21 protein-coding genes are annotated in these 19256 nt (G+C 52.4%); 7 read left to right on the top strand and 14 right to left on the bottom strand.

The genetic code is table 11. The features are described from left to right. Nucleotides 1–69 precede the first annotated feature (69 nt). Nucleotides 70–594, top strand: a complete 525-nt coding sequence (gene ubiT, locus GTPT_RS00940; RefSeq protein WP_025903876.1) for a ubiquinone anaerobic biosynthesis accessory factor UbiT — start codon at nucleotides 70–72, stop codon at nucleotides 592–594. Beyond that, nucleotides 588–1088 carry a GNAT family N-acetyltransferase gene (locus GTPT_RS00935; protein WP_025903877.1) on the top strand — a complete coding sequence of 167 codons (501 nt, stop codon included), beginning with the start codon at nucleotides 588–590 and terminating at the stop codon, nucleotides 1086–1088. Before ubiT ends, GTPT_RS00935 begins: the two co-directional genes overlap by 7 nt. Here the strand turns inward: GTPT_RS00935 and GTPT_RS00930 are convergent. Beyond that, complete coding sequence (locus GTPT_RS00930) at nucleotides 1079–1366, bottom strand: GIY-YIG nuclease family protein (protein ID WP_025903878.1); 288 nt, start codon at nucleotides 1364–1366, stop codon at nucleotides 1079–1081. The genes GTPT_RS00935 and GTPT_RS00930 overlap by 10 nt on opposite strands. A gap of 86 nt (nucleotides 1367–1452) precedes the next feature. Between GTPT_RS00930 and GTPT_RS00925 the strand changes: the two genes are divergently transcribed. Together GTPT_RS00925 and GTPT_RS00920 are read left to right on the top strand one after the other, a co-directional pair. Continuing rightward, nucleotides 1453–1881: a YhbP family protein gene (locus tag GTPT_RS00925; protein WP_025903879.1), complete on the top strand. Its 429-nt coding sequence runs from the start codon at nucleotides 1453–1455 to the stop codon at nucleotides 1879–1881. Between the two features lie 386 nt (nucleotides 1882–2267). After that, nucleotides 2268–3470: an acyltransferase family protein gene (locus GTPT_RS00920; protein ID WP_051170705.1), complete on the top strand. Its 1203-nt coding sequence runs from the start codon at nucleotides 2268–2270 to the stop codon at nucleotides 3468–3470. Between the two features lie 24 nt (nucleotides 3471–3494). On the opposite strand, the gene nrdG is transcribed toward GTPT_RS00920, so the two are convergent. The 11 genes from nrdG to argF (GTPT_RS00860) all read right to left on the bottom strand — a co-directional run bounded on the left by nrdG (nucleotide 3495) and on the right by argF (GTPT_RS00860) (nucleotide 15333). Beyond that, the gene (gene nrdG, locus GTPT_RS00915; protein WP_029989731.1) at nucleotides 3495–3974 is read right to left on the bottom strand and encodes an anaerobic ribonucleoside-triphosphate reductase-activating protein; all 480 of its coding nucleotides are present in this window, start codon (nucleotides 3972–3974) and stop codon (nucleotides 3495–3497) included. A gap of 7 nt (nucleotides 3975–3981) precedes the next feature. Further along, nucleotides 3982–6117: an anaerobic ribonucleoside-triphosphate reductase gene (nrdD, locus tag GTPT_RS00910; RefSeq protein WP_029989732.1), complete on the bottom strand. Its 2136-nt coding sequence runs from the start codon at nucleotides 6115–6117 to the stop codon at nucleotides 3982–3984. Nucleotides 6118–6310: 193 nt separating this feature from the next. Further along, nucleotides 6311–6697, bottom strand: coding sequence for a 2-iminobutanoate/2-iminopropanoate deaminase (gene ridA, locus GTPT_RS00905; RefSeq protein ID WP_025903883.1), 387 nt, complete (start codon nucleotides 6695–6697; stop codon nucleotides 6311–6313). 78 nt (nucleotides 6698–6775) lie between these two features. After that, entirely contained in the window at nucleotides 6776–7240 is a 465-nt protein-coding gene (pyrI, locus tag GTPT_RS00900; RefSeq protein WP_025903884.1) for an aspartate carbamoyltransferase regulatory subunit, read from the bottom strand. 15 nt (nucleotides 7241–7255) lie between these two features. Further along, the gene (gene pyrB, locus GTPT_RS00895; RefSeq protein WP_025903885.1) at nucleotides 7256–8191 is read right to left on the bottom strand and encodes an aspartate carbamoyltransferase; all 936 of its coding nucleotides are present in this window, start codon (nucleotides 8189–8191) and stop codon (nucleotides 7256–7258) included. Nucleotides 8192–8436: 245 nt separating this feature from the next. Further along, nucleotides 8437–8916 (bottom strand): arginine repressor, encoded by a 480-nt coding sequence (locus GTPT_RS00885; RefSeq protein WP_025903887.1) that lies wholly within the window; start codon nucleotides 8914–8916, stop codon nucleotides 8437–8439. Nucleotides 8917–9016: 100 nt separating this feature from the next. Further along, nucleotides 9017–10420, bottom strand: a complete 1404-nt coding sequence (locus GTPT_RS00880; protein WP_025903888.1) for a YfcC family protein — start codon at nucleotides 10418–10420, stop codon at nucleotides 9017–9019. Nucleotides 10421–10470: 50 nt separating this feature from the next. Next, nucleotides 10471–11475 carry an ornithine carbamoyltransferase gene (argF, locus tag GTPT_RS00875; protein ID WP_029989735.1) on the bottom strand — a complete coding sequence of 335 codons (1005 nt, stop codon included), beginning with the start codon at nucleotides 11473–11475 and terminating at the stop codon, nucleotides 10471–10473. Between the two features lie 72 nt (nucleotides 11476–11547). Beyond that, nucleotides 11548–12462 carry a carbamate kinase gene (gene arcC, locus GTPT_RS00870; protein ID WP_025903890.1) on the bottom strand — a complete coding sequence of 305 codons (915 nt, stop codon included), beginning with the start codon at nucleotides 12460–12462 and terminating at the stop codon, nucleotides 11548–11550. A gap of 19 nt (nucleotides 12463–12481) precedes the next feature. Beyond that, on the bottom strand, nucleotides 12482–13702 hold the full coding sequence (gene arcA / locus GTPT_RS00865) for an arginine deiminase (protein ID WP_029989737.1): 1221 nt from the start codon (nucleotides 13700–13702) through the stop codon (nucleotides 12482–12484). Nucleotides 13703–14325: 623 nt separating this feature from the next. After that, complete coding sequence (gene argF, locus GTPT_RS00860; RefSeq protein WP_029989738.1) at nucleotides 14326–15333, bottom strand: ornithine carbamoyltransferase; 1008 nt, start codon at nucleotides 15331–15333, stop codon at nucleotides 14326–14328. 179 nt (nucleotides 15334–15512) lie between these two features. Between argF (GTPT_RS00860) and rraB the strand changes: the two genes are divergently transcribed. The 3 genes from rraB to GTPT_RS00845 all read left to right on the top strand — a co-directional run bounded on the left by rraB (nucleotide 15513) and on the right by GTPT_RS00845 (nucleotide 17189). Continuing rightward, entirely contained in the window at nucleotides 15513–15938 is a 426-nt protein-coding gene (gene rraB / locus GTPT_RS00855) for a ribonuclease E inhibitor RraB (protein WP_025903893.1), read from the top strand. Between the two features lie 91 nt (nucleotides 15939–16029). Next, nucleotides 16030–16794 carry a tRNA isopentenyl-2-thiomethyl-A-37 hydroxylase MiaE gene (gene miaE / locus GTPT_RS00850; RefSeq protein WP_025903894.1) on the top strand — a complete coding sequence of 255 codons (765 nt, stop codon included), beginning with the start codon at nucleotides 16030–16032 and terminating at the stop codon, nucleotides 16792–16794. Nucleotides 16795–16979: 185 nt separating this feature from the next. Then, a complete protein-coding gene (locus GTPT_RS00845; RefSeq protein WP_025903895.1) occupies nucleotides 16980–17189 on the top strand; it encodes a YdgH/BhsA/McbA-like domain containing protein in 210 nt (69 codons plus the stop codon). Nucleotides 17190–17467: 278 nt separating this feature from the next. Here GTPT_RS00845 and GTPT_RS00840 read toward each other — a convergent pair whose 3' ends face one another. Continuing rightward, nucleotides 17468–18505 (bottom strand): acyl-CoA--6-aminopenicillanic acid acyl-transferase, encoded by a 1038-nt coding sequence (locus tag GTPT_RS00840; protein WP_029989740.1) that lies wholly within the window; start codon nucleotides 18503–18505, stop codon nucleotides 17468–17470. Between the two features lie 23 nt (nucleotides 18506–18528). Beyond that, a complete protein-coding gene (glnQ, locus tag GTPT_RS00835) occupies nucleotides 18529–19254 on the bottom strand; it encodes a glutamine ABC transporter ATP-binding protein GlnQ (protein WP_025903897.1) in 726 nt (241 codons plus the stop codon). Between the last annotated feature and the right edge of the window lie 2 nt (nucleotides 19255–19256).

The following is a 19256-nucleotide window of genomic DNA, read 5'->3' as shown; positions in this document are numbered from 1 at the left end:
AATCACAAAAATTGTCGCAGCGATAGTTAAAATAGCAGCCGTCTTCCTACTACCGATTTGAGGAAAAATATGCTGCAGCGATTACATCATCATCTGGTCAGTGAAATGCCGAACCTCCTGGCCGGGCCTCTAGGTCTGGTTCCTTTCTCCTGTAAAAAGGCCTTATTACGGCAACTGATAAACTGGCAATACCGGCAGCTGATCACGGCCGGTGACATTGACTTTCTGCATCAGCGCCGTCTGGGCATTGATATCCGTGACCTGCGGCTGAAGTGGGTGATGACGCTGGAAAACAACCGGATTATGATCACTGACGGGCAGGACGCGGATGTCTGGTTTCGTGCGGATACTAATGATTTGATTTTACTCGCGGCAGGCCGGAAAGACCCGGATATGTTATTCTTTCAGCGTCGGCTGGTTGTGGAAGGCGATACAGAATTAGGACTGGCAGTAAAAAACCTGATGGATGCTATCGAGCCCGAATCTATGCCGGCAATATTACTTAAGGGGTTGCAGCATCTGGCTGCATTTACAGAAGCAGGAATGACACAGGACGCCAGCGTAATAACGGTGCGCGAAGAGAACTCATGCTAATTCGGACTGAAATTGGTATTGATGCGCCAGGCATCGACCGTTTATTGAAAAACTGCTTCGGCTCAGAGCAGGAAGCGGAACGGGTCAGACAGCTACGTGAGCAGGGGTTACTGACCCTGGGGATGGTGGCTACCGATGACGAAGGCCAGATTCTGGGATATGCAGCCTTCAGCCCGGTCACTCTGGCGGGAGAAGACAAAGGCTGGGTGCTACTGTCTCCTCTGGCTATCGATGCCGCCTGCCGGTCACTTGCGCTTGATGAACAGCTGGTCCGGGAAGCCCTGGATACCCTGAATGAGTTTGGCTATGGGGCTGTGGTTGCCAGAGAAAACCTGCCCTGCCTGACACAGGTCGGGTTCCGGCCGGGTGAAAAACTGCATTATCAGTTACCGGCCGATAACCGGCAGCAGACGTTGCTTATTTATCCGCTGGCGAACGATCCGGTCGGGGATGAAGCCGGCGAGTTACAGCTTTCCGCGCCGTTTTACGGGTGATCGATAAGCCAGGGTGACAGGTCGGCGGGCTGGTCGCTGACCAGTAACAGCTTATCCGCCCGGGTCCGTTGCTTTACCTGGTATTCCAGTCGTGATGCCTGTGACCGGTCACCGGCAGGGCACTGAAATACCAGCGTCAGCGGACCTTTACCCCGTAACGCCCTCGCACCTGTACCGCGCTGATGTTGTAAAAATCGCCGTGCGACATCGGTAGTAATCCCGGTATACAACGCACCGGTGGCTGTACGCACCATATAAAGAAACCAGCGATTTTCCATCCTGATAATTATCCTGTTCAGTTCAGAGCGGGCAGTGTAGCGCGCAATGTCTGCGAATGTCATGATTTCATCACCCGGGGATGCCTATGTCGGATCTGCACCATTGCCTTAACTATCTGAAAAAAAACCATGTGCTGACACTCTGTACCGGTAGCGGTGACACCTTATGGGCAGCCAACTGCTTTTATGTGCTGGATGAAACCGGCATTGCGTTCTGGCTGATGACGGAGGAGACCACCCGGCACGGTGAATTAATGCGCCTCAACCCCCGTGTCGCAGGTACGGTGACCACACCCACCCGTTCTGTCATGAAGATTCAGGGCATCCAGTATGCGGGAGAGATATTCCGTCCTGAAGGTGAAAGGGAAAAGCAGGCGCTGGCCTGTTATCAGCAACATTTTCCGATTGCCCGGGCGATGAAAGCCCCGTTATGGGAGATACGGCTGGATGAACTGAAGATGACCGATAACACTCTGGGTTTCGGAAAAAAAGTCCACTGGTCCCGTTCTTCCTGAGTACCATTCATGGCGTCTGCAGGACGCCATTCCCTTCCGCTATTCTGATCCTTTTTGTGCTGATTCCGGCTATCCCCCGGCGTTAATTTTCGGATATCTGAATACCCGTTGCGGGTGATAAATTAAAAACACTGACAAGAAATGTTAATTTCTTTAATCATTTTTGCTTGCAATTAACAGGGCTGGCGAACCATAGTGAAGGCCGGCAGTATGAAAGTGAATACCCGTTCTGCACTTAATGCTTCAGAGCCATCATAAGGAATTACTGTCAGATAAGCGCGTTAAAGCTCCTCACTTGCATGAGACAACCAGTCCATATTATACGTTAATTTAATTTATTAAAATTAACGTGTTATCTAACGGTTTCTGTTTTACCCGGGGGATATATGCACAATGAGACATTGCCGATACACTCATCTCAGCCATCTACTGCACACCATATTGTTCAGCGTAACGAAAAGGGCATGTTGCCCAACCTGACCTCCCTGAACGGTATCCGCTTTATTGCAGCCATCGGAGTATTCTTTTTCCACTCTTCACTCAACGCCATACTGGCACCCTTTGCCAGCCCACGTGTCAGTGACGTATATTCCTTTATCTTTAGCATTTCAGGCTGGGTCAGCGTTTCCCTGTTTTTTATTCTCAGCGGTTTTGTGATGGGCTGGTCATCCCGTCCGGTCGATCACCCTTTGCGTTTTTACCGGCGGCGCCTGGCGAAAATCTATCCGATGAATGTGGTCGTCATGCTGATAGCGCTACTTTGTGGTGTAGTCAGCATCCATCGTCCGGATATCTGGGTGCCTAACGTCCTGCTGGTGCAGGCCTGGATCCCGAGGGTAGAAAATTATATCGGCGGGAACACCCCCAGCTGGTTTCTCGGTGCCATTGTGCTGTTTTATCTCCTCTTCCCGGTTGTGTTCCGCTGGGTAAAAGCACTACCGGCAGACAAACTCTGGACCACCGTTTTTCTCTGCTATGCCGGGATGATTATCAGCCAGTCCGTCATCTACTACTTTACGCATAATGAACCGCTGCTCTCCGGCTGGCCTTTTCCGATCGGTGAAATTCAGTTCTGGCTTTCTTATACATTGCCGATCACCCGGATTTTCGAATTTGTGATCGGCCTGGTACTGTCCCGAATTATTCTGGAAGGGTATTTTATCCGCATCAGTACCGGCGTGAGTTTTTCGCTGGTGGTGCTGAGTTATATTATTGATTTATATGTTCCTTTCCAGTTCAGCTTTAATCTCGTGATGTTACTGCCGCTGGTTTTATTGCTGGGCTCGCTGGCGGTCAGCGATATTCAGGGGAAGACCTCATTCCTGAACTGGCCGGTGATGCAATGGCTGGGCGATATTTCCTTCGGGTTTTATATGATCCACTTTACCCTCCTGATGCTGCTTAACCGCTGGATCGGCGGAGAGAAATACACTACGCCGGAAGCTGTACTGTTACTGGTGCTGGCGATCATTGTCAGTGTGTTCTGTGGCTGGCTTCTGCATAAATATGTCGAAATTCCGTGCGGTAATTACCTTAATTCCCGTTCCAACGCCGCAAAACCGCTATCCCGCAGGGAAGGTGTGCGCTGAAAGCTCTGCTGACGGCCCGGGCAATCAGGGCTCCCGGGCCTGACGCAGATACCAGATCCGTTGATTCCGGCTACCGCGCCATTTGAGTGACAGATCCTTTTCAGATTCGATGAAGGGACCATCCACCAGCACGTGAATGTGCCGCGTGACTTCGCGCTGGGCAGCGGTCAGCCATTGAAAATGGTATCCGGTCCACAGCCAGATATCCTTTTCCGGACATTCACTGACGACGCGCTTCACCAGTTGTAACACGGCAGTGACATTGGCCGGGTGGAGCGGATCGCCGCCGGATAAGGATAATCCCTGGCGTGGGATGCGTATGTCGTTAAGATCCGCGATGATCCTGTCTTCCTCCTGACGGGTAAACGGCTGGCCGGAATCCACCCGCCATGTGGACTGGTTATAGCATCCCCGGCAATGATGTTCACAGCCCGCGACAAACAGAGTACAGCGGGTCCCCGGTCCGTTGACCACATCCAGCGGATAGTAGCGATGATAATTCATGGCATGATCAGGCCAGCCCGTCGGGCATATGTTTTACCCGGCGTCTGACTTCTTCCTGTTTTCCGTGATTAAAGGGGCGGGCATCGGGACTGCCCAGGTAACCGCACACTCGCCGGGTCACAGAGACTCTGGCCGGCTCATGATTGCCGCATTGCGGGCAGGTAAATCCTTTGCTGGTACAGTTAAACTCGCCTTTAAAACCACAGTCATAGCACTCATCGATCGGGGTATTGGTGCCGTAATAAGGGATACGGGAATAGCTGTAGTCCCAGACATCTTCCAGGGCTTTCAGATTATGGCGCAGGTTCGGATACTCACCATAGCAGATGAAACCACCGTCAGAGAGAGCCGGATAGGGAGATTCAAAATCAATTTTATCGTAAGGATTGGCGGCCTTTTCCACATCCAGATGGAAACTGTTGGTGTAATAGCCCTTATCGGTGACTCCCGGAACCACACCAAATTCAGCAGCATCCAGCCGGCAGAAACGATCGCACAGGTTCTCACTCGGCGTGCTGTAAAGACTGAACCCGTAACCGGTCTCTGCCTTCCATAAGTCGGTCGCCGCGCGTAACCGGCTGACAATCGCCAGGGCTGTCTGCTGCAACTCTGCGGAGTCAAACAGATGCTGCTGCTGACCTTTCAGCGCGTTAATCGTTTCATGCAGGCCGATAAAGCCCAGTGAGATCGAGGCCCGGCCGTTCCGGAATATCTTGCCGACGTTGTCATCCGCATTGAGGCGGACACCACAGGCCCCTTCCATATACAGGATCGGCGCAACTCTGGCACAGGTATTCTCCAGCCGGTGGATACGGGTCAGTAACGCCTGCCGGGCGATCTCCAGGCGTTCATCGAGCAATGACCAAAAGCGCGTCTCATCGCCTGCCGCTTCCAGAGCGATCCGCGGGAGGTTCAGACTGACCACACCGATATTGTTCCGTCCTTCGTGGATCTGCCGGCCTTCTTCCTCATAAACGCCCAGAAAACTGCGGCAGCCCATCGGGGTCTTAAAGGACCCGGTAATTTTTACTACCTGGTCGTAATTCAGAATATCCGGGTACATCCGCTGGCTGGCACATTCCAGCGCCAGTTGTTTAATATCGTAGTTACAGTCTCCGGGCCGGTGGTTGATCCCGTCGCGGATGGCGAATACCAGTTTCGGGAACACCGCCGTTTTATGGTTTTTACCCAGCCCGGCGATGCGGTTTTGCAGAATCGAGGTCTGGATCATGCGGGAGGCAGCAGATGTCCCCAGTCCGAAACCGAAAGTCACAAACGGCGTCTGGCCGTTCGCGGTGTGCAGGGTATTCACTTCATATTCCAGTGCCTGAAACGCGTCATAACACTCTTTACGTGTCCGGGCCTCGGCATAGGCTTCAACATCGGCAACCTGCCATTCCCGGCCCGTATCACGGTGACGTTGCAGGCTGGCTTCCACATAGGGCGCGAGGACTTCATCAATACGATTAATCGTGGTACCGCCATAAATATGGCTGGCGACCTGAGCGATGATTTGTGCGGTCACTGCGGTTGCCGTGGCAATGGATTTGGGCGGCGCAATTTCGGCATTACCCATTTTAAATCCCCGGGTCAGCATTCCTTCCAGGTCAATCAGCATGCAATTGAACATCGGGAAGAACGGAGAGTAGTCCAGGTCGTGAAAATGGATTTCTCCGCGGTCATGCGCCTTCATCACCCGGGCCGGTAAAATATGCTGCCGCGCATAATGTCTGGCGACGATCCCTGCCAGTAAATCCCGCTGCGTCGGGATCACTTTACTGTCTTTATTCGCATTTTCGTTCAGCAGAGACGTATTCGTCTGTTCAATTAGCCCGCGGATCTCCCGGTAGAGCTGGCTGCGCTGTTCGCGACGGGTATCCCTGTCATGACGATATTCAATATAGCAGCGGGCCACATCCGGCCACGGACCTGTCATCAGCGTATCTTCTACCACCTGCTGGATCCGGCTGATATCCAGCTCCGGGTTTTGCAGTAACTCTGCACAGACCTGGTCGGCCATCTGCTCACAATACGCGGGATCGGTCACTCCGGCGGCACTGGCTGCGGCCCGGATGGCATCCACGATGCGCTGCCGGCAGAAGGGTACTTTGCAACCATCCCGTTTTACAACGATAGTATCCATCAAGATCACCTATATATAGTGTTAGATATAATTCTAAACACTATATGTGGTATTTTCAGTGAAATAAGTGATTGGAGTTTGATTCAGAACAAAGAAGCTTAAAAAGGCAAATGAAGGTGTCAGGACGGTAGTGAAGGCAGCACAGGGGAGAAATAAAGTGCGGAAGCGGCTCCCGGAGGAGCCGCTATCGGTATCAGCGACGGACGGCAATCGCTTCAATTTCAATTTTTACGTCTTTTGGCAGACGAGCGACTTCCACGCAAGAGCGCGCAGGAAAGCCGGACTGATTTTCAGTAAAGAAGGCTTCATACGCGGCATTGACGGTGGTGAAATCGTTTAAGTCTTTGACGAAGACGGTGGTTTTTACGATATCGCCAACGGTCAGTCCGGCTTCTTCGATAATAGCTTTGACGTTTGCCAGAGACTGGCGGGTCTGAGCAGTAACATCCTCAGGAACATCACCGGTTTTTGGATCAACCGGGATCTGGCCGGAAGTAATGATCATATTGCCGAGATCGACAGCCTGTACATACGGGCCGATAGCAGCCGGTGCATTTTCGGTACTGATGACGCGGGACATAACTTCTCCTTAATGAATATACGAGGACGACTCAGCCCTCAGGCGGATGCATCCCCATTATAAAAGGGTGAGTGATGATTACCAGTGCCCCATGACGACATGACGGGCAAATTCTTTTTCACAGTATTTGCAGGTCAGCATAATGTCCTGTGGCCGCTGACGCACCGTAAATGATGAGCTGACCGGTTCGTTATGGCTGATGCAGTTACTGTTCGGGCAACTCAGTACCCGCTCTATTCTGTCAGGTAATTCCGGCACTCTTTTGGCGACGACATCATAGTTGTCGATACGGTTGACGGTGGCATGAGGAGCATAAAGCGCCAGCTGGTTGATCTGTTCCTCTGTCAGAAAGGTATTTTCGATTTTAATCAGATCTTTCTGCTGCATTTCACCGGAAGGCAGGTTAAGACCAATGGTAATCCGCTGATCGGTTTCTGTCAGGCGGAACAATGAAAGTAACCGGAAGCCGACACGGGCCGGAATATGGTCAATGACAGTACCGCATTTGATGGCTTCAACCTGTAATTTATTATCCTGAGTCATCTTTCTGTTCCCCCGTTATGCAGTGAGTTCTTTATTTAACACCAGAGCCAGTAATGCCTGGCGGGCATAGATACCATTCCCGGCCTGGCGGAAGTACCAGGCATAGGGCGTCGAATCGACATCGGTATCAATTTCATCCACGCGGGGCAAAGGATGCAGCACCTTCATCGTCTCACGGGCACCGGTCAGGTCGGCCGCCCGCAGGATAAACTGGGCTTTTACGTTGGCATATTCGGAAGGGTCCAGGCGCTCTTTCTGGACACGGGTCATATATAAAATATCCGTCTGCGGGATCACTTCCTCAATAGAAGCGTGGCGCGACCAGGTAATGCCCTTTTCGTCGAGCAGATCCGTAATATACGCAGGCATGGTCAGGGCTTCCGGCGCAATAAAGAAGAAACGGTTATTGTCGAATTTAGAGAGGGCCTGAGTCAGGGAATGGACGGTCCGGCCATATTTCAGGTCGCCCACCATGGCAATATTCAGATTATCCAGCCGTTGCTGTGTTTCACTGATGGTGAACAGATCGAGCAGGGTCTGAGTCGGGTGCTGGTTTGCACCATCGCCGGCATTCAGTACCGGGATATCACCGGCGAATTCGGTGGCCAGCCTGGCGGCACCTTCCTGCGGGTGGCGCATCACGATGGCATCCACATAGGTGCTGATGACGGAAATCGTATCGGCCAGCGTTTCTCCTTTTTTGCCCAGTGAAGTATTACCGCCGTCAGAAAAACCGACCACGGAAGCCCCCAGCCGGTGGATAGCCGTTTCAAAAGAGAGGCGGGTACGTGTCGATGCCTCAAAAAAACAGCTGGCAATCACCTTATGCTTCAGCAGCTCTGGTTGCGGCGATGCCTTCAGCCGTGCAGCGGTCTCTAAAACCAGCTCCAGCTCATCACGGTTCAGGTCATTAATGGAGATAATATTTTTTCGATAGAGGGGGTTAGCCATAAGTAATATCCTCGGCACGAGCAGATGACAGGCAAAAAAAAGCCCCTGAAACAGGGGCTTTTTTTATGAAATAGACATTGATGCGGGAAAAAAACGGGCTGCCACCTGCGTTCGGGCAGGTACGGATCTCATGTTGTGTCATGATCTGTGGCATGCGATTTCCCGGAAAATTTTCGCGCATTATACCGGCCACAGAATTCCTGACAAGAGAAGCCGGCATAAAATGCAGGGCCGGTAGCGATGATTCAGGGAACCTTCAGCAGAGTACAGATTTCCTCATAAAGCGCAGAAATCTGCCTGCACTGTCGGGGCGCAATCCAGACATTATCGCTGCCGGCGACCACGCCCATTACCGGGGCCAGGTCCTGACAATCAAGGATCCGTGCGACTGCACGGCCATAACCTGCGGCCGTATGGATCAGAATAAATTCATTGTTGCAGACAATATCGATCACCATCTCTGCAATGGTTCTGCTGGCGCGCGGCGCTAACTGCAACAGGGGGTTAAGGGTATAGATCCGTTGCCCCCGGCCATTACGGATTTTGATAGCACCGAGCATTTTCAGTAAACGCGACACGGTTGACTGGCTTATCAGGGCATAGCCGTTACGTTTCAGATCACGGCGCAAGGCTTCCTGGGAAAGATAACTGTTTTGCATAATCAACCGCTGGCAGAGGGCCAGCTGTCTGAGTTCTTTCTGACTGGCGGGGGTGAGAACAGGCATAATGACATCTCCATTGTCAGCCGGGGATGGCCCCGGACCGGACGTCGGCGGCAGTGACAGCGCCCTGGCTGGCGTCCACTGAGTCAGGGGCCTTTGTCAGTTATAGTAACGCAGAGACACTGAGCAGGACTATATTCAGTATCACAAGGATCACCATCAACGGTGCGACCCATTTCAGGTAACGGACATAAGGTACTCTGGCAATCGCCAGCCCGCCCATGACCACCGCTGACGTCGGTGTTATCAGGTTAACCAGCCCGGAAGCTGACTGATAGGCACTGACGACTATCTCGCGCCCGGTGCCTGTGAAGTCGGCCAGAGGAGCCAGTACCGGCATACTCAGTACCGCCAGTCCGGAAGACGATGGCACCAGGAAGGACAGCACCACTTCAATAAGCCAGGTGACGTTGATAAAGATGACCGCCGGTAAGCCGCTGACCATATGCTCTGCAGCGTTCAGCAGAGTATGGGTGATCATGCCATTATCCATGATCACGACAATGCCGCGGGCGATACCGATAATCAGCGCGACTCCCAGCAGATCGCGAGCCCCGTCGATAAAGGTGGTAGTGAAGGTTTCTTCACTCATACCTGCCACCAGAGCCACAAGAATGGCCGCCGCGAGGAACATGGCGGAAATTTCTCCCATCCACCAGCCCTGTACCGCGACACCGTAAATCATAATGACAAACGCCACCGCGAACAGCACCAGAATGATCTTCCGTTTCAGAGTGAATTCCAGACTCTCTCCGGTCTGCTGAGACAGAAAGTAGCGGCGGTTTTCGTCAGCCTGGTCGGCAACGATGGAGAGCCCGGGGTCTTTGCGGATCCTGAGTGCATAGCGGCGTACCCACCACACACACAGCAACCAGCCGCTGACCAGCATCGCCACCCGCAGCATAATCCCGTCAGTGAACGGTATTCCTGCGGCGTTAGAGGCAATCACGGTAGCAAACGGGTTGATGGTGGACCCCAGCGTGCCGATACCGGCCCCCAGCAATACGGTAGATGCGGCGACCAGCGGATCAAAACCGGCGGCCATCATGACCGGGACCAGCAGAGAGTAAAATGGCAGGGATTCTTCTGCCATCCCGTAGATAGTGCCGCCCAGCGCGAACAGCCCCATCAGAATTGGGATCATCCACTCTTCTTTTCCCTTCAGTCGTAACATGACTCGCTGGATCCCGGCATCGATCGCCCCGGTTTTATTGGTGACTCCCAGAAAGCCACCAATGATGAGAATAAAGAGTGCAACATCAATGGCACCGGCTTCCCCTGTCTTGTGATCCCAAAGCCCGTCTATCGGTGCCAGAAAAATATCGGTGATCCCCTGAGGGTTGGAGGCGACGGTATGATAGGTTCCGGCGACAGGGACTTCCTGCTCCAGACGGGGATTCATCTCCATCCGGTACTGACCGGCGGGAATTATCCAGCTCAGTCCGGCCACCAGAATAATCAGCCCGAACAGAATGGTATATGCAGAAGGGAATTTAAGTTTTTTCATGTCACTCTCCCTGCAGGTACGCCGGACAAGCCGTACCTGCGTTCGGTCAGTTAATCGGCCAGGGTTGCCACCATCACGGCTTTAATCGTGTGCATACGGTTTTCTGCTTCATCGAAAACAATCGACCGGGCAGACTCAAAAACCTCCTCACTGACTTCCAGCCCTTTCAGCCCGAAAGTCTCTTCGATTTCCCGCCCGACCGTCGTTTGTTCGTTATGGAACGCGGGCAGACAGTGCATAAATTTCACCTGCGGATTGCCGGTAGCTTCAACCACCTGCTGATTGACCTGGTAGGGAGTCATCAGGCTGACACGCTCCGCCCAGGCCTCTTTCGGTTCACCCATCGATACCCAGACATCGGTGTAGAGAAAGTCGACATCTTTCACACCCTCAGCCACCGATTCGGTAAGAGTGATACGGGCTCCGCTGGTGGCTGCAATGTGACGACACCGGCTGACCAGTGCTTCGTCCGGCCAGAAAGCCCGCGGAGCGACCAGACGAATATCCATACCCATAATGGCCGCGCCGGCCATCAGGGAATTCCCCATGTTGTTGCGGGCATCGCCCAGATAAGCAAACCGTAACGAGTTAAGCGACCGGCCGGGCGCATGTTCCAGCATGGTCATTAAATCCGCCAGGATCTGGGTGGGATGGAACTCATCGGTCAGGCCGTTCCAGACCGGTACGCCGGCATTATCTGCCAGTTCTTCGACTATCTTCTGCCCAAACCCACGGTACTCGATACCGTCATACATACGCCCCAGAACCCGGGCCGTGTCTTTCATCGATTCTTTGTGGCCAATCTGGGAACCGGAAGGCCCCAGATAAGTGACCTGTGCTCCCTGGTCGAAAGCCGCGACTTCAAACGCACAGCGGGTGCGGGTGGAACTCTTTTCGAAGATCAGCGCGATATTTTTACCGGTCAGTCGGGGACGTTCCTGACCACAACGTTTGTCATGTTTAAGCTGACGGGCCAGCGTCAGCAGGTAATGAATTTCATCGGCGCTATAATCCAGCAGTTTCAGGAAGTGACGGTTTTTCAATGTGACTGACATAGTGAATATCCTTATTTTCAGGGGAAGACTGTCTGCCGGATGAAGGCAGACAGCAGGGAGTAAAGCGGGGCATCAGCCCGGAATGATCAGCGTTCCTTTCTGTCCGCTGAGGATCCTGCCGCCGTCCTGCAGAGAACCGATACCGGCATACCCGCCACAGGTTCTGACAAACTGACAGCAGGCATCCACTTTCGGCCCCATGGAACCGGCATCAAACCGGGTGCCTGCCAGCGAACTGACGGTGACCTGCCCGATAGCCTCCTGAGAGGGTGTTCCCCAGTCCCGGTAGACGGCATCTGCATCGGTCAGGATCAACAGTGCATCGGCCTGTAGTTGAGTGGCGAGCAGGGCAGCAGAAAGATCTTTATCGATCACCGCTTCGCAGCCCGCCATTGTCTGCCCTGTCTGCACCACAGGGATCCCTCCGCCGCCATTGCAGATGACCAGATGATCATGCTGCAATAGAGTATGGATGGCCGCGCTTTCCGAAATAGCCAGAGGGGCAGGCGAGGGTACGACGCGGCGAAAACCTGTCCCGTCCTGCTTGATACGCCATCCCTTTTCAGCGGCCAGGTCAGCGGCCTGCACGGAGGTATAGACCGGGCCTATATATTTACACGGGTCCTGAAACGCCGGATCAGCGGGATCCACGGTCACCCGGGTCAGCAAGGTCGTGACTTCCTGAGAGGGCAGTGCATTCCGCAATGCCTGTTGCAGCATATACCCCACCATTCCCTGACTTTCTGCGACCAGAATATCCAGCGGATAGGGTGCGACGTCAGAATACGCCGCATTCTGTAAGGCAAGCAGGCCGACCTGCGGGCCGTTGCCGTGCACCAGAACCACCCGCCACTCATCGGTCAGACGAGCAATGACACCGGCAGCAATAAGAATATTTTGCTGCTGAATACCGGCTTCCAGTGGTTCACCCCGTTTAAGGAGTGCATTACCACCAAGCGCTACGACCAGAACAGGTTTTTTCTCCATCTGTTTTTCTCCTTGTTATTCAGATCCCGTCTCTTTCCAGCGGGCAGCTCATACACCTTGCTCCGCCACGGCCACGTCCGAGTTCATCACCGGCAATTGGCAGTACAGTGATCCCGGCCTGGTCATACTTTTCATTGGTCCGTAAATTACGCTCGTAGCTGACGACGACGCCCGGACGCAGGGTGAGGACATTGTTGGCATCGTTCCATTGCTCCCGTTCTGCTTCAAAACGGTCGCCGCCGGTAGTGATCACCCGTACCTGATCGATCTCCAGGGCTTTTTCCAGCGCGATAAGGTAATTCGCTTCTGCTGTACGGATTAAGCCGCCTTTACCGTCAGGCGTTAAGATCCAGCAAGGCATGCCGGTATTAATGATTTGCGGATAGACGGAGAAAGTGTCCATATCCAGGTGGGTCATCACGGTGTCGAGATGCATACAGGAGCGTTGTTTCGGTAGCTCCATAACGACCACGCGTTTTGCCTGATGGTGACGGAAGAGGGAGAGAGCCAGAAATTCGATTCCCTGAGCCGTGGTACGTTCTGAAAGACCGATAAGGACACTGCCACGACCTGCCACCAGCACATCGCCACCTTCCAGTGTGGCATGGTCATAGTGACGATCTTCATCACCGTAATATTTAATAAAGTCACCACCCGCAAAGGCCGGGTGCCAGCGATAGATAGCCCGCAGATTATAGGTTTCACGCTGTCTGGCAATTTTTGCCATCGGATTAATGCTGACCCCCTGATAAATCCAGCATGAGGTATCGCGGGTAAATAAATGGTTGGGCAAAGGGCGGGTAATAAAGTCATCCGTCGTGCTACTGCGACCGGTAATACTGCAGATTTCCTGAGGGACTTCATCCCGGGTCAGTCCCCCGGTCAGATGACGGGCAAGCTCCCGGTGAGACATCTGACCCAGCCAGTTGCGGATCTCTTCAGCAAAGCCCGGGCCTAAGCGGTAGTCGGAAATCTGTTGCTGCAATAACCAGCGTTTTGCTTCAGGAACATCCAGTGTCCGGGTCAGTAAATCGGTCAATAATAATACTTCCACCCCCTGTGCCCGCAGGACTGCGGCAAAGCGGTCATGTTCTTTTCCGGCCCGTTCGACGTCTAATACATCATCAAATAATAAATCCTGACAATTTTCCGGAGTCAGCCGTTGCAGGCTAAGGTTCGGACGATGCAGCAGAACGCTGCGTAATGTGCCAATCTCTGAACCGACATAATGCCTTTCCATAGATACTCCTTATCGGTGGAAATACCCAGCGTAACCGGAAAAATTATCCGGTGCTGATACTGAAAACATCCAGAAAATAATCAAACAGAGAGGGGGGAGATGTGATGAAAATCAAATAAAAACAGCGAACCGTCACTGGTTAACCTGTTTATGATTCACGTCATTAATTAGTGTTTTTTCTGTTTTTATAAAATGAAAATATATTCATTAAACAGGAGTAAATATTGATATGGGTATGAATAAGGGGATGTGTTTTAAAGCTTATTTATTCTATCTGTTTGAATAATAATGACTTAATTTTGTGGGGTGAATAATAATGCATTTTTCAGAGTGATTATTTTTTCTCGCGGGACGTCAGTGGAATAGTTATTCGTTCTTTTCCGGAAGAATTGTTTTTTATATTTATGATCAGAAGAGGATATTTAAAATTATGTTTTAATAAACAACTCGTTATCCACCCTGGATAAGTCTGTAATGTTCAGGTTATGCAGGAGTAATGAATAGTATTCACGAAATGTTGAGAAAGAAACAGGGAGGAAAAAAATAATTATGCGTTGATCAACTCAGAAGATCATAAAAAAGAACGGACCACGGTAAATCCCGTCGCCCGTCTGTTCAGCGGGTTATTGCTGGCCCAGCGTAGCTACCATCACCGCTTTAATGGTATGCATCCGGTTTTCGGCCTGATCAAAGACAACACTGTGCTCTGATTCAAACACATCGTTAGTGACTTCAATCCCTGAGCTGAAACCGTATTGCTCAGCCATTTGTTTACCCATGCTGGTCTGATCATCATGGAACGCAGGCAGACAGTGCAGGAATTTGACGTCAGGGTTGCCGGTCAGTGACAGCATCTGTGCGTTCACCTGATAAGGGCGGAGCAGAGCAATCCGTTCGGCCCAGGTTTCTTTGGGTTCGCCCATCGACACCCAGACATCCGTATAGATAAAGTCAGCGCCTTTGACGCCGTCTTCGATAGATTCTGTCAGCGTGATTTTACCGCCGGTCTTTTGTGCTGCGTGGCGACACTCTTCGACCAGGGCCTCTTCCGGCCAGCAGGCTTTTGGTGCCACCAGGCGTAAATCCAGACCGGTCAGTGCTGCCGCTTCCAGCATACTGTTGCCCATATTGTTACGGGCATCACCGACGTACACCAGCGTCATGTCTGTCCAGGCTTTGCCTGGCAGATGCTCCTGCATCGTCAGCAGATCGGCCAGCAGCTGGGTCGGGTGAAATTCAGTGGTCAGTCCGTTCCATACCGGGACACCGGCATATTCTGCCAGTGTTTCAACAATTTCCTGCTCATATCCACGGTACTGGATGCCGTCATACATGCGGCCCAGTACACGGGCAGTATCTTTAATCGATTCTTTATGGCCAATCTGGTTGCCGCTGGCACCCAGCCAGGTAACTCTGGCTCCCTGATCGTAAGCGGCAACTTCGAAAGAGCAACGGGTACGGGTCGAATCTTTTTCGAAGATGAGCGCGATGTTCTTACCTTGCAGAGACGGGGACTCTTTGCCCTGCTTCTTATCCTGCTTTAGCCGGGCGGCCAGTTGCACCAGTTCATTCAGTTCGGCAGGGGTAAAATCTAACAGTCTCAGGAAATGGCGCTGATACAGCTTACTCATACATCACTCCGGGTAGCGATAAATTATCTGAATTAATATTCAATCTATATGTATGAATATTCATTTTCAACCTTATTTTCAGGGATCGTGTGCTTTAGTGTAGTGCCACGCGTAATGCTGTGGGAAAATACCCTTCTATCCGGGGAATATTACCCCTGAACGTACTGAGGAATTTCCCTATGACATTCGAAGCATTTATGGAAGAACAGCGTGAAGAGACACGCGAAATCATTGAAGAATTACTGGAAGACGGTAGCGATCCGGATGCGCTCTATACCGTAGAACATCATTTATCCTGCGACAGCTTTGACGCACTGGAAAAAGCCGCCGTTGATGCATTCAAACTGGGCTACGAAGTCACTGACCCGGAAGAGCTGGAACTGGAAGATGGCACCACCGTGATGTGTGTGGATATCATCAGTGAAATTGCACTGAAAGATGAGCTGATCAATGCCCAGATCGAACAGCTGGTCAAAGTCGCCGGAAAATATAACGTTGACTACGATGGCTGGGGCACCTACTTCGAAGATCCGGATGCTGAAGACGAAGATGAAGAAGGCGATGACGAAGATACCTCCGCAGAGGATGCCCCCGTCCGCCACTGACCGGTCTCTTCTGACGGTATTTTTCCCCTGGTCTGACGGTATCGTGAGGCCAGGGCGTTTTATCTGCCCTGATTTTCAAAGTCACTGAACCATGAATTACGCCGCTCTCGTTGCTCCCCTGTTACAGTTTTTACATTGCCGGACGCCACAGGCCTGGATTGATGAAGCATCCAGACCGGAAAACCTGCCGCTATTATTAACCGATCACCTGACCTGTGAACTGAAAGCGGCCCAGACTGCGGCGTGGCTTATCCGTAAATACGTTGCCGATAAACCCGGCGCGGAAACCCTGATGCGCTGGCTGGCACCGTACGAAAATTTTGTCTACCGTGAGCATCCGGACAGTGATTTTATTCATGCCCATCGCCATCTGGGGAAAAACATTACCCGGCATGACGCTTTTCCCGGCGCAGATGACCTGATTGATAAAATGGTGTTGTTAATTAAAGAAGAATTACATCACTTTTATCAGGTACTGGAGATCATGCAGTCCCGTGGCATTGAGTATCATAAAATCACCGCCAGCCGTTATGCGAAGGGATTATTGCGTGAAGTGACAACGCATGAACCAGACACGCTAATCGATAAGCTTATCTGTGGTGCCTATATTGAAGCACGCTCCTGCGAACGCTTTTATGCGCTGGCTCCTTATCTGGAACCCGGGCTGGCCAGCTTTTATCGGTCGCTGCTGCGTTCCGAAGCCCGCCATTATCAGGATTACCTCGCACTGGCCTGGCAGATTTCGCCTTATGATATTACGGCCCGGATACAAACGATTGGTGAAGCGGAAGCCCGGCTGATCACTGACGCTGACAGTGAATTACGTTTCCATAGCGGCCCCGTGATCACGGCCTGAAGCGTTCTCTGTTCCCGGGAACGCCCTCTGGCTGCAGATCTTGCCCGTGATAGCACAGAGACATTCATTTTATTTGAATAAGATCAGCAAATCGTTCAGCTTTTAAGCGTACCTTTGCCGGTCTATCATGCAGCGCATCGGGGCCATACCGGCCCTTATCGTGAAAATGAATAAAGGTAATCCTTATGAACTCTGTCAAAACTTTCGTTGCAGTTGCCGCCCTTTCTCTGATTTCTTTCGGCACCTTTGCTCAGACTATCACCACCACCGCCGGGACACTGGATGATGCTGAAGCACAAATCGCGGCGCAGGCGCATAAGAGCGGTGACTCTTACAGAATTACCGAAGCGACCGTGAAAAACTGTGTGCATATGACGGCTGAACTGAATAAATAAGTTTCTTTCCTGCCAGTGAGTTAACCACGGGCTGCCTGCCGGCAGCCTGGTAGCAGACCCACTCTCCCTGCGAACTCAATGTCTTTCACTCTGTATTTTTTCCTTAAACCACCGGTGATGCACTCACGCCAGGCAGAGCCATGGCCGACTGAGGGTGATCTTTATCCGGTATTCAGAAAGTCAGTATGCATACCGGCAAGGGATAACTGCGGAGTTGCGGGTGGCCCGGGCACAATAAAAAAGGCTGCGATAGCAGCCTCTGACAAAATACCCGGGGTTCAGATCGTCGCTGAGCCGCGTAAGATGTTACCTTCCAGTACCGGTTGCTGGCGATCCTTACCATAGACTGACCAGCTGACGCCCTCATCACTGAGTTCAAACAACGCTGTCGCCAGGGTATTTTCCTGATCCGGGTCATCTGCCGCCAGGCGGTAAACCGGAAGTGCCTCCTGACTCTGGTCAGAAAGGATCATCAGGCTACGCTTAGCCGACAGTGTCTCGTCTGTAGCCAGCAATGCTTCAATCACCTGCTGACGCGCCGCAGAACTGTCGGTGATCACCTGTTCCGTCGCCTGCTGTTGCGGATGGACCAGATGATTCGCGTGTCCGGTACTGACTTTTAACGGCAGAATACTGCAGCCAGTGCCGGTCGCTTCAATACTGAAGATCCGCGAATCACCGGCACTGGCCAGCATGTGATGGAATGCGCCTGCCCGGTCCGGAGAGGTAAGAACTGCTACCGCCTGGTCCAGGCTCACAGCATTCAGCGCCGCTCTGGCCAGCACCTGACGAGGCAGTCCCTCAGGGCGTTCAATCGCACGGATATTATTGACGGTATTGACAATGCCGTACTGATTTACAGAAAACGTATGTCCGCACAGAGAGCCAGGGTAGGCGAAACTCAGGTAAGACACGCCCTGATCCGGTATCACCTCTGCCAGGAAACACGCATCACGTAACTGCGGGAAGCCATCTTCATTATGTGCAATGACGATGTCATCATGTTCATTACGCCCGGCCAGGGTGGTACAACCATCGGACGTGGAACGTACCAGATCCCCGCGACAGTTCCAGGCAAACACTTCATCAGTATCCGCCTCCAGCCCGCAAGCCAGGCCCTCAATTTCAAGCCAGATGTCCGGATAGTGCTGCTTTACTGCCGCCGCCATGACCTGTGCCTGTGCGGAATCTTTAAGGGCGGTGACAGTCTGCCACAGAGGCGTCAGCGTAAGCTCCTGGTGCCAGGCAGTGTGCCCCGCCTGGCCCAGTTGTTTTCCGATAGTGAAGGTATCGCCACGGAATGTGAGTTTTTTCATAAACGGGTGCCTGTCCGGAAAGATTACGATACGTGCTGCAGGAATTCCTGCAAACGCGCGCAGCCTTTACCGCTCTCGATCAGTTCTGCCGGCTCGCCGTCTTCTGCAATCGTTCCGCCATCAATAAAGATCAGGCGAGAGGCAACATCGCGGGCAAAGCCGATTTCATGGGTAACAATCACCATGGTCATGCCTTCTTCGGCCAGAGAGCGCATCACCTGCAGCACTTCATGGCGTAATTCAGGGTCCAGTGCAGAGGTTGGTTCATCAAACAGCATCATCTGGGGTTTCACCGCCAGGGCTCTGGCGATGGCAACACGTTGCTGCTGGCCGCCGGAAAGCTCTGAAGGGTAGTGATCGGCCCGGCTTGCCAGACCGACACGTGTCAGCAGTGCCATCGCCTGCTCACGGGCTTCCGCTTTGCTGGTATGGCGGACACGAAGAGGGCCAAACATCACGTTTTCCAGCGCCGTCAGATGCGGGAACAGGTGAAACTGCTGGAAGACCATGCCGGCTTCACGACGAATATCACATTCATTCACGTGCGGGTCGGTCATATGCATTCCGGCGACGATAAGTGCGCCGGAAGAGATCTCTTCCAGTTTGTTGATACAGCGTAATAACGTTGATTTACCGGACCCGGACGGGCCAATGATCACCACGACTTCGCCGGCATCAATCTTCAGATTGATATCATGCAGCACCTGTGTTGAGCCAAAATTTTTCGAGACATTTTGAAATTCAACCATAC

This window comes from Tatumella ptyseos ATCC 33301 (assembly GCF_000735525.1).
Classification (GTDB): Bacteria; Pseudomonadota; Gammaproteobacteria; order Enterobacterales; family Enterobacteriaceae; genus Tatumella; species Tatumella ptyseos.
Note: the sequence above shows the minus strand (reverse complement) of the source record. Positions and strands in the feature narration are given on the sequence as shown.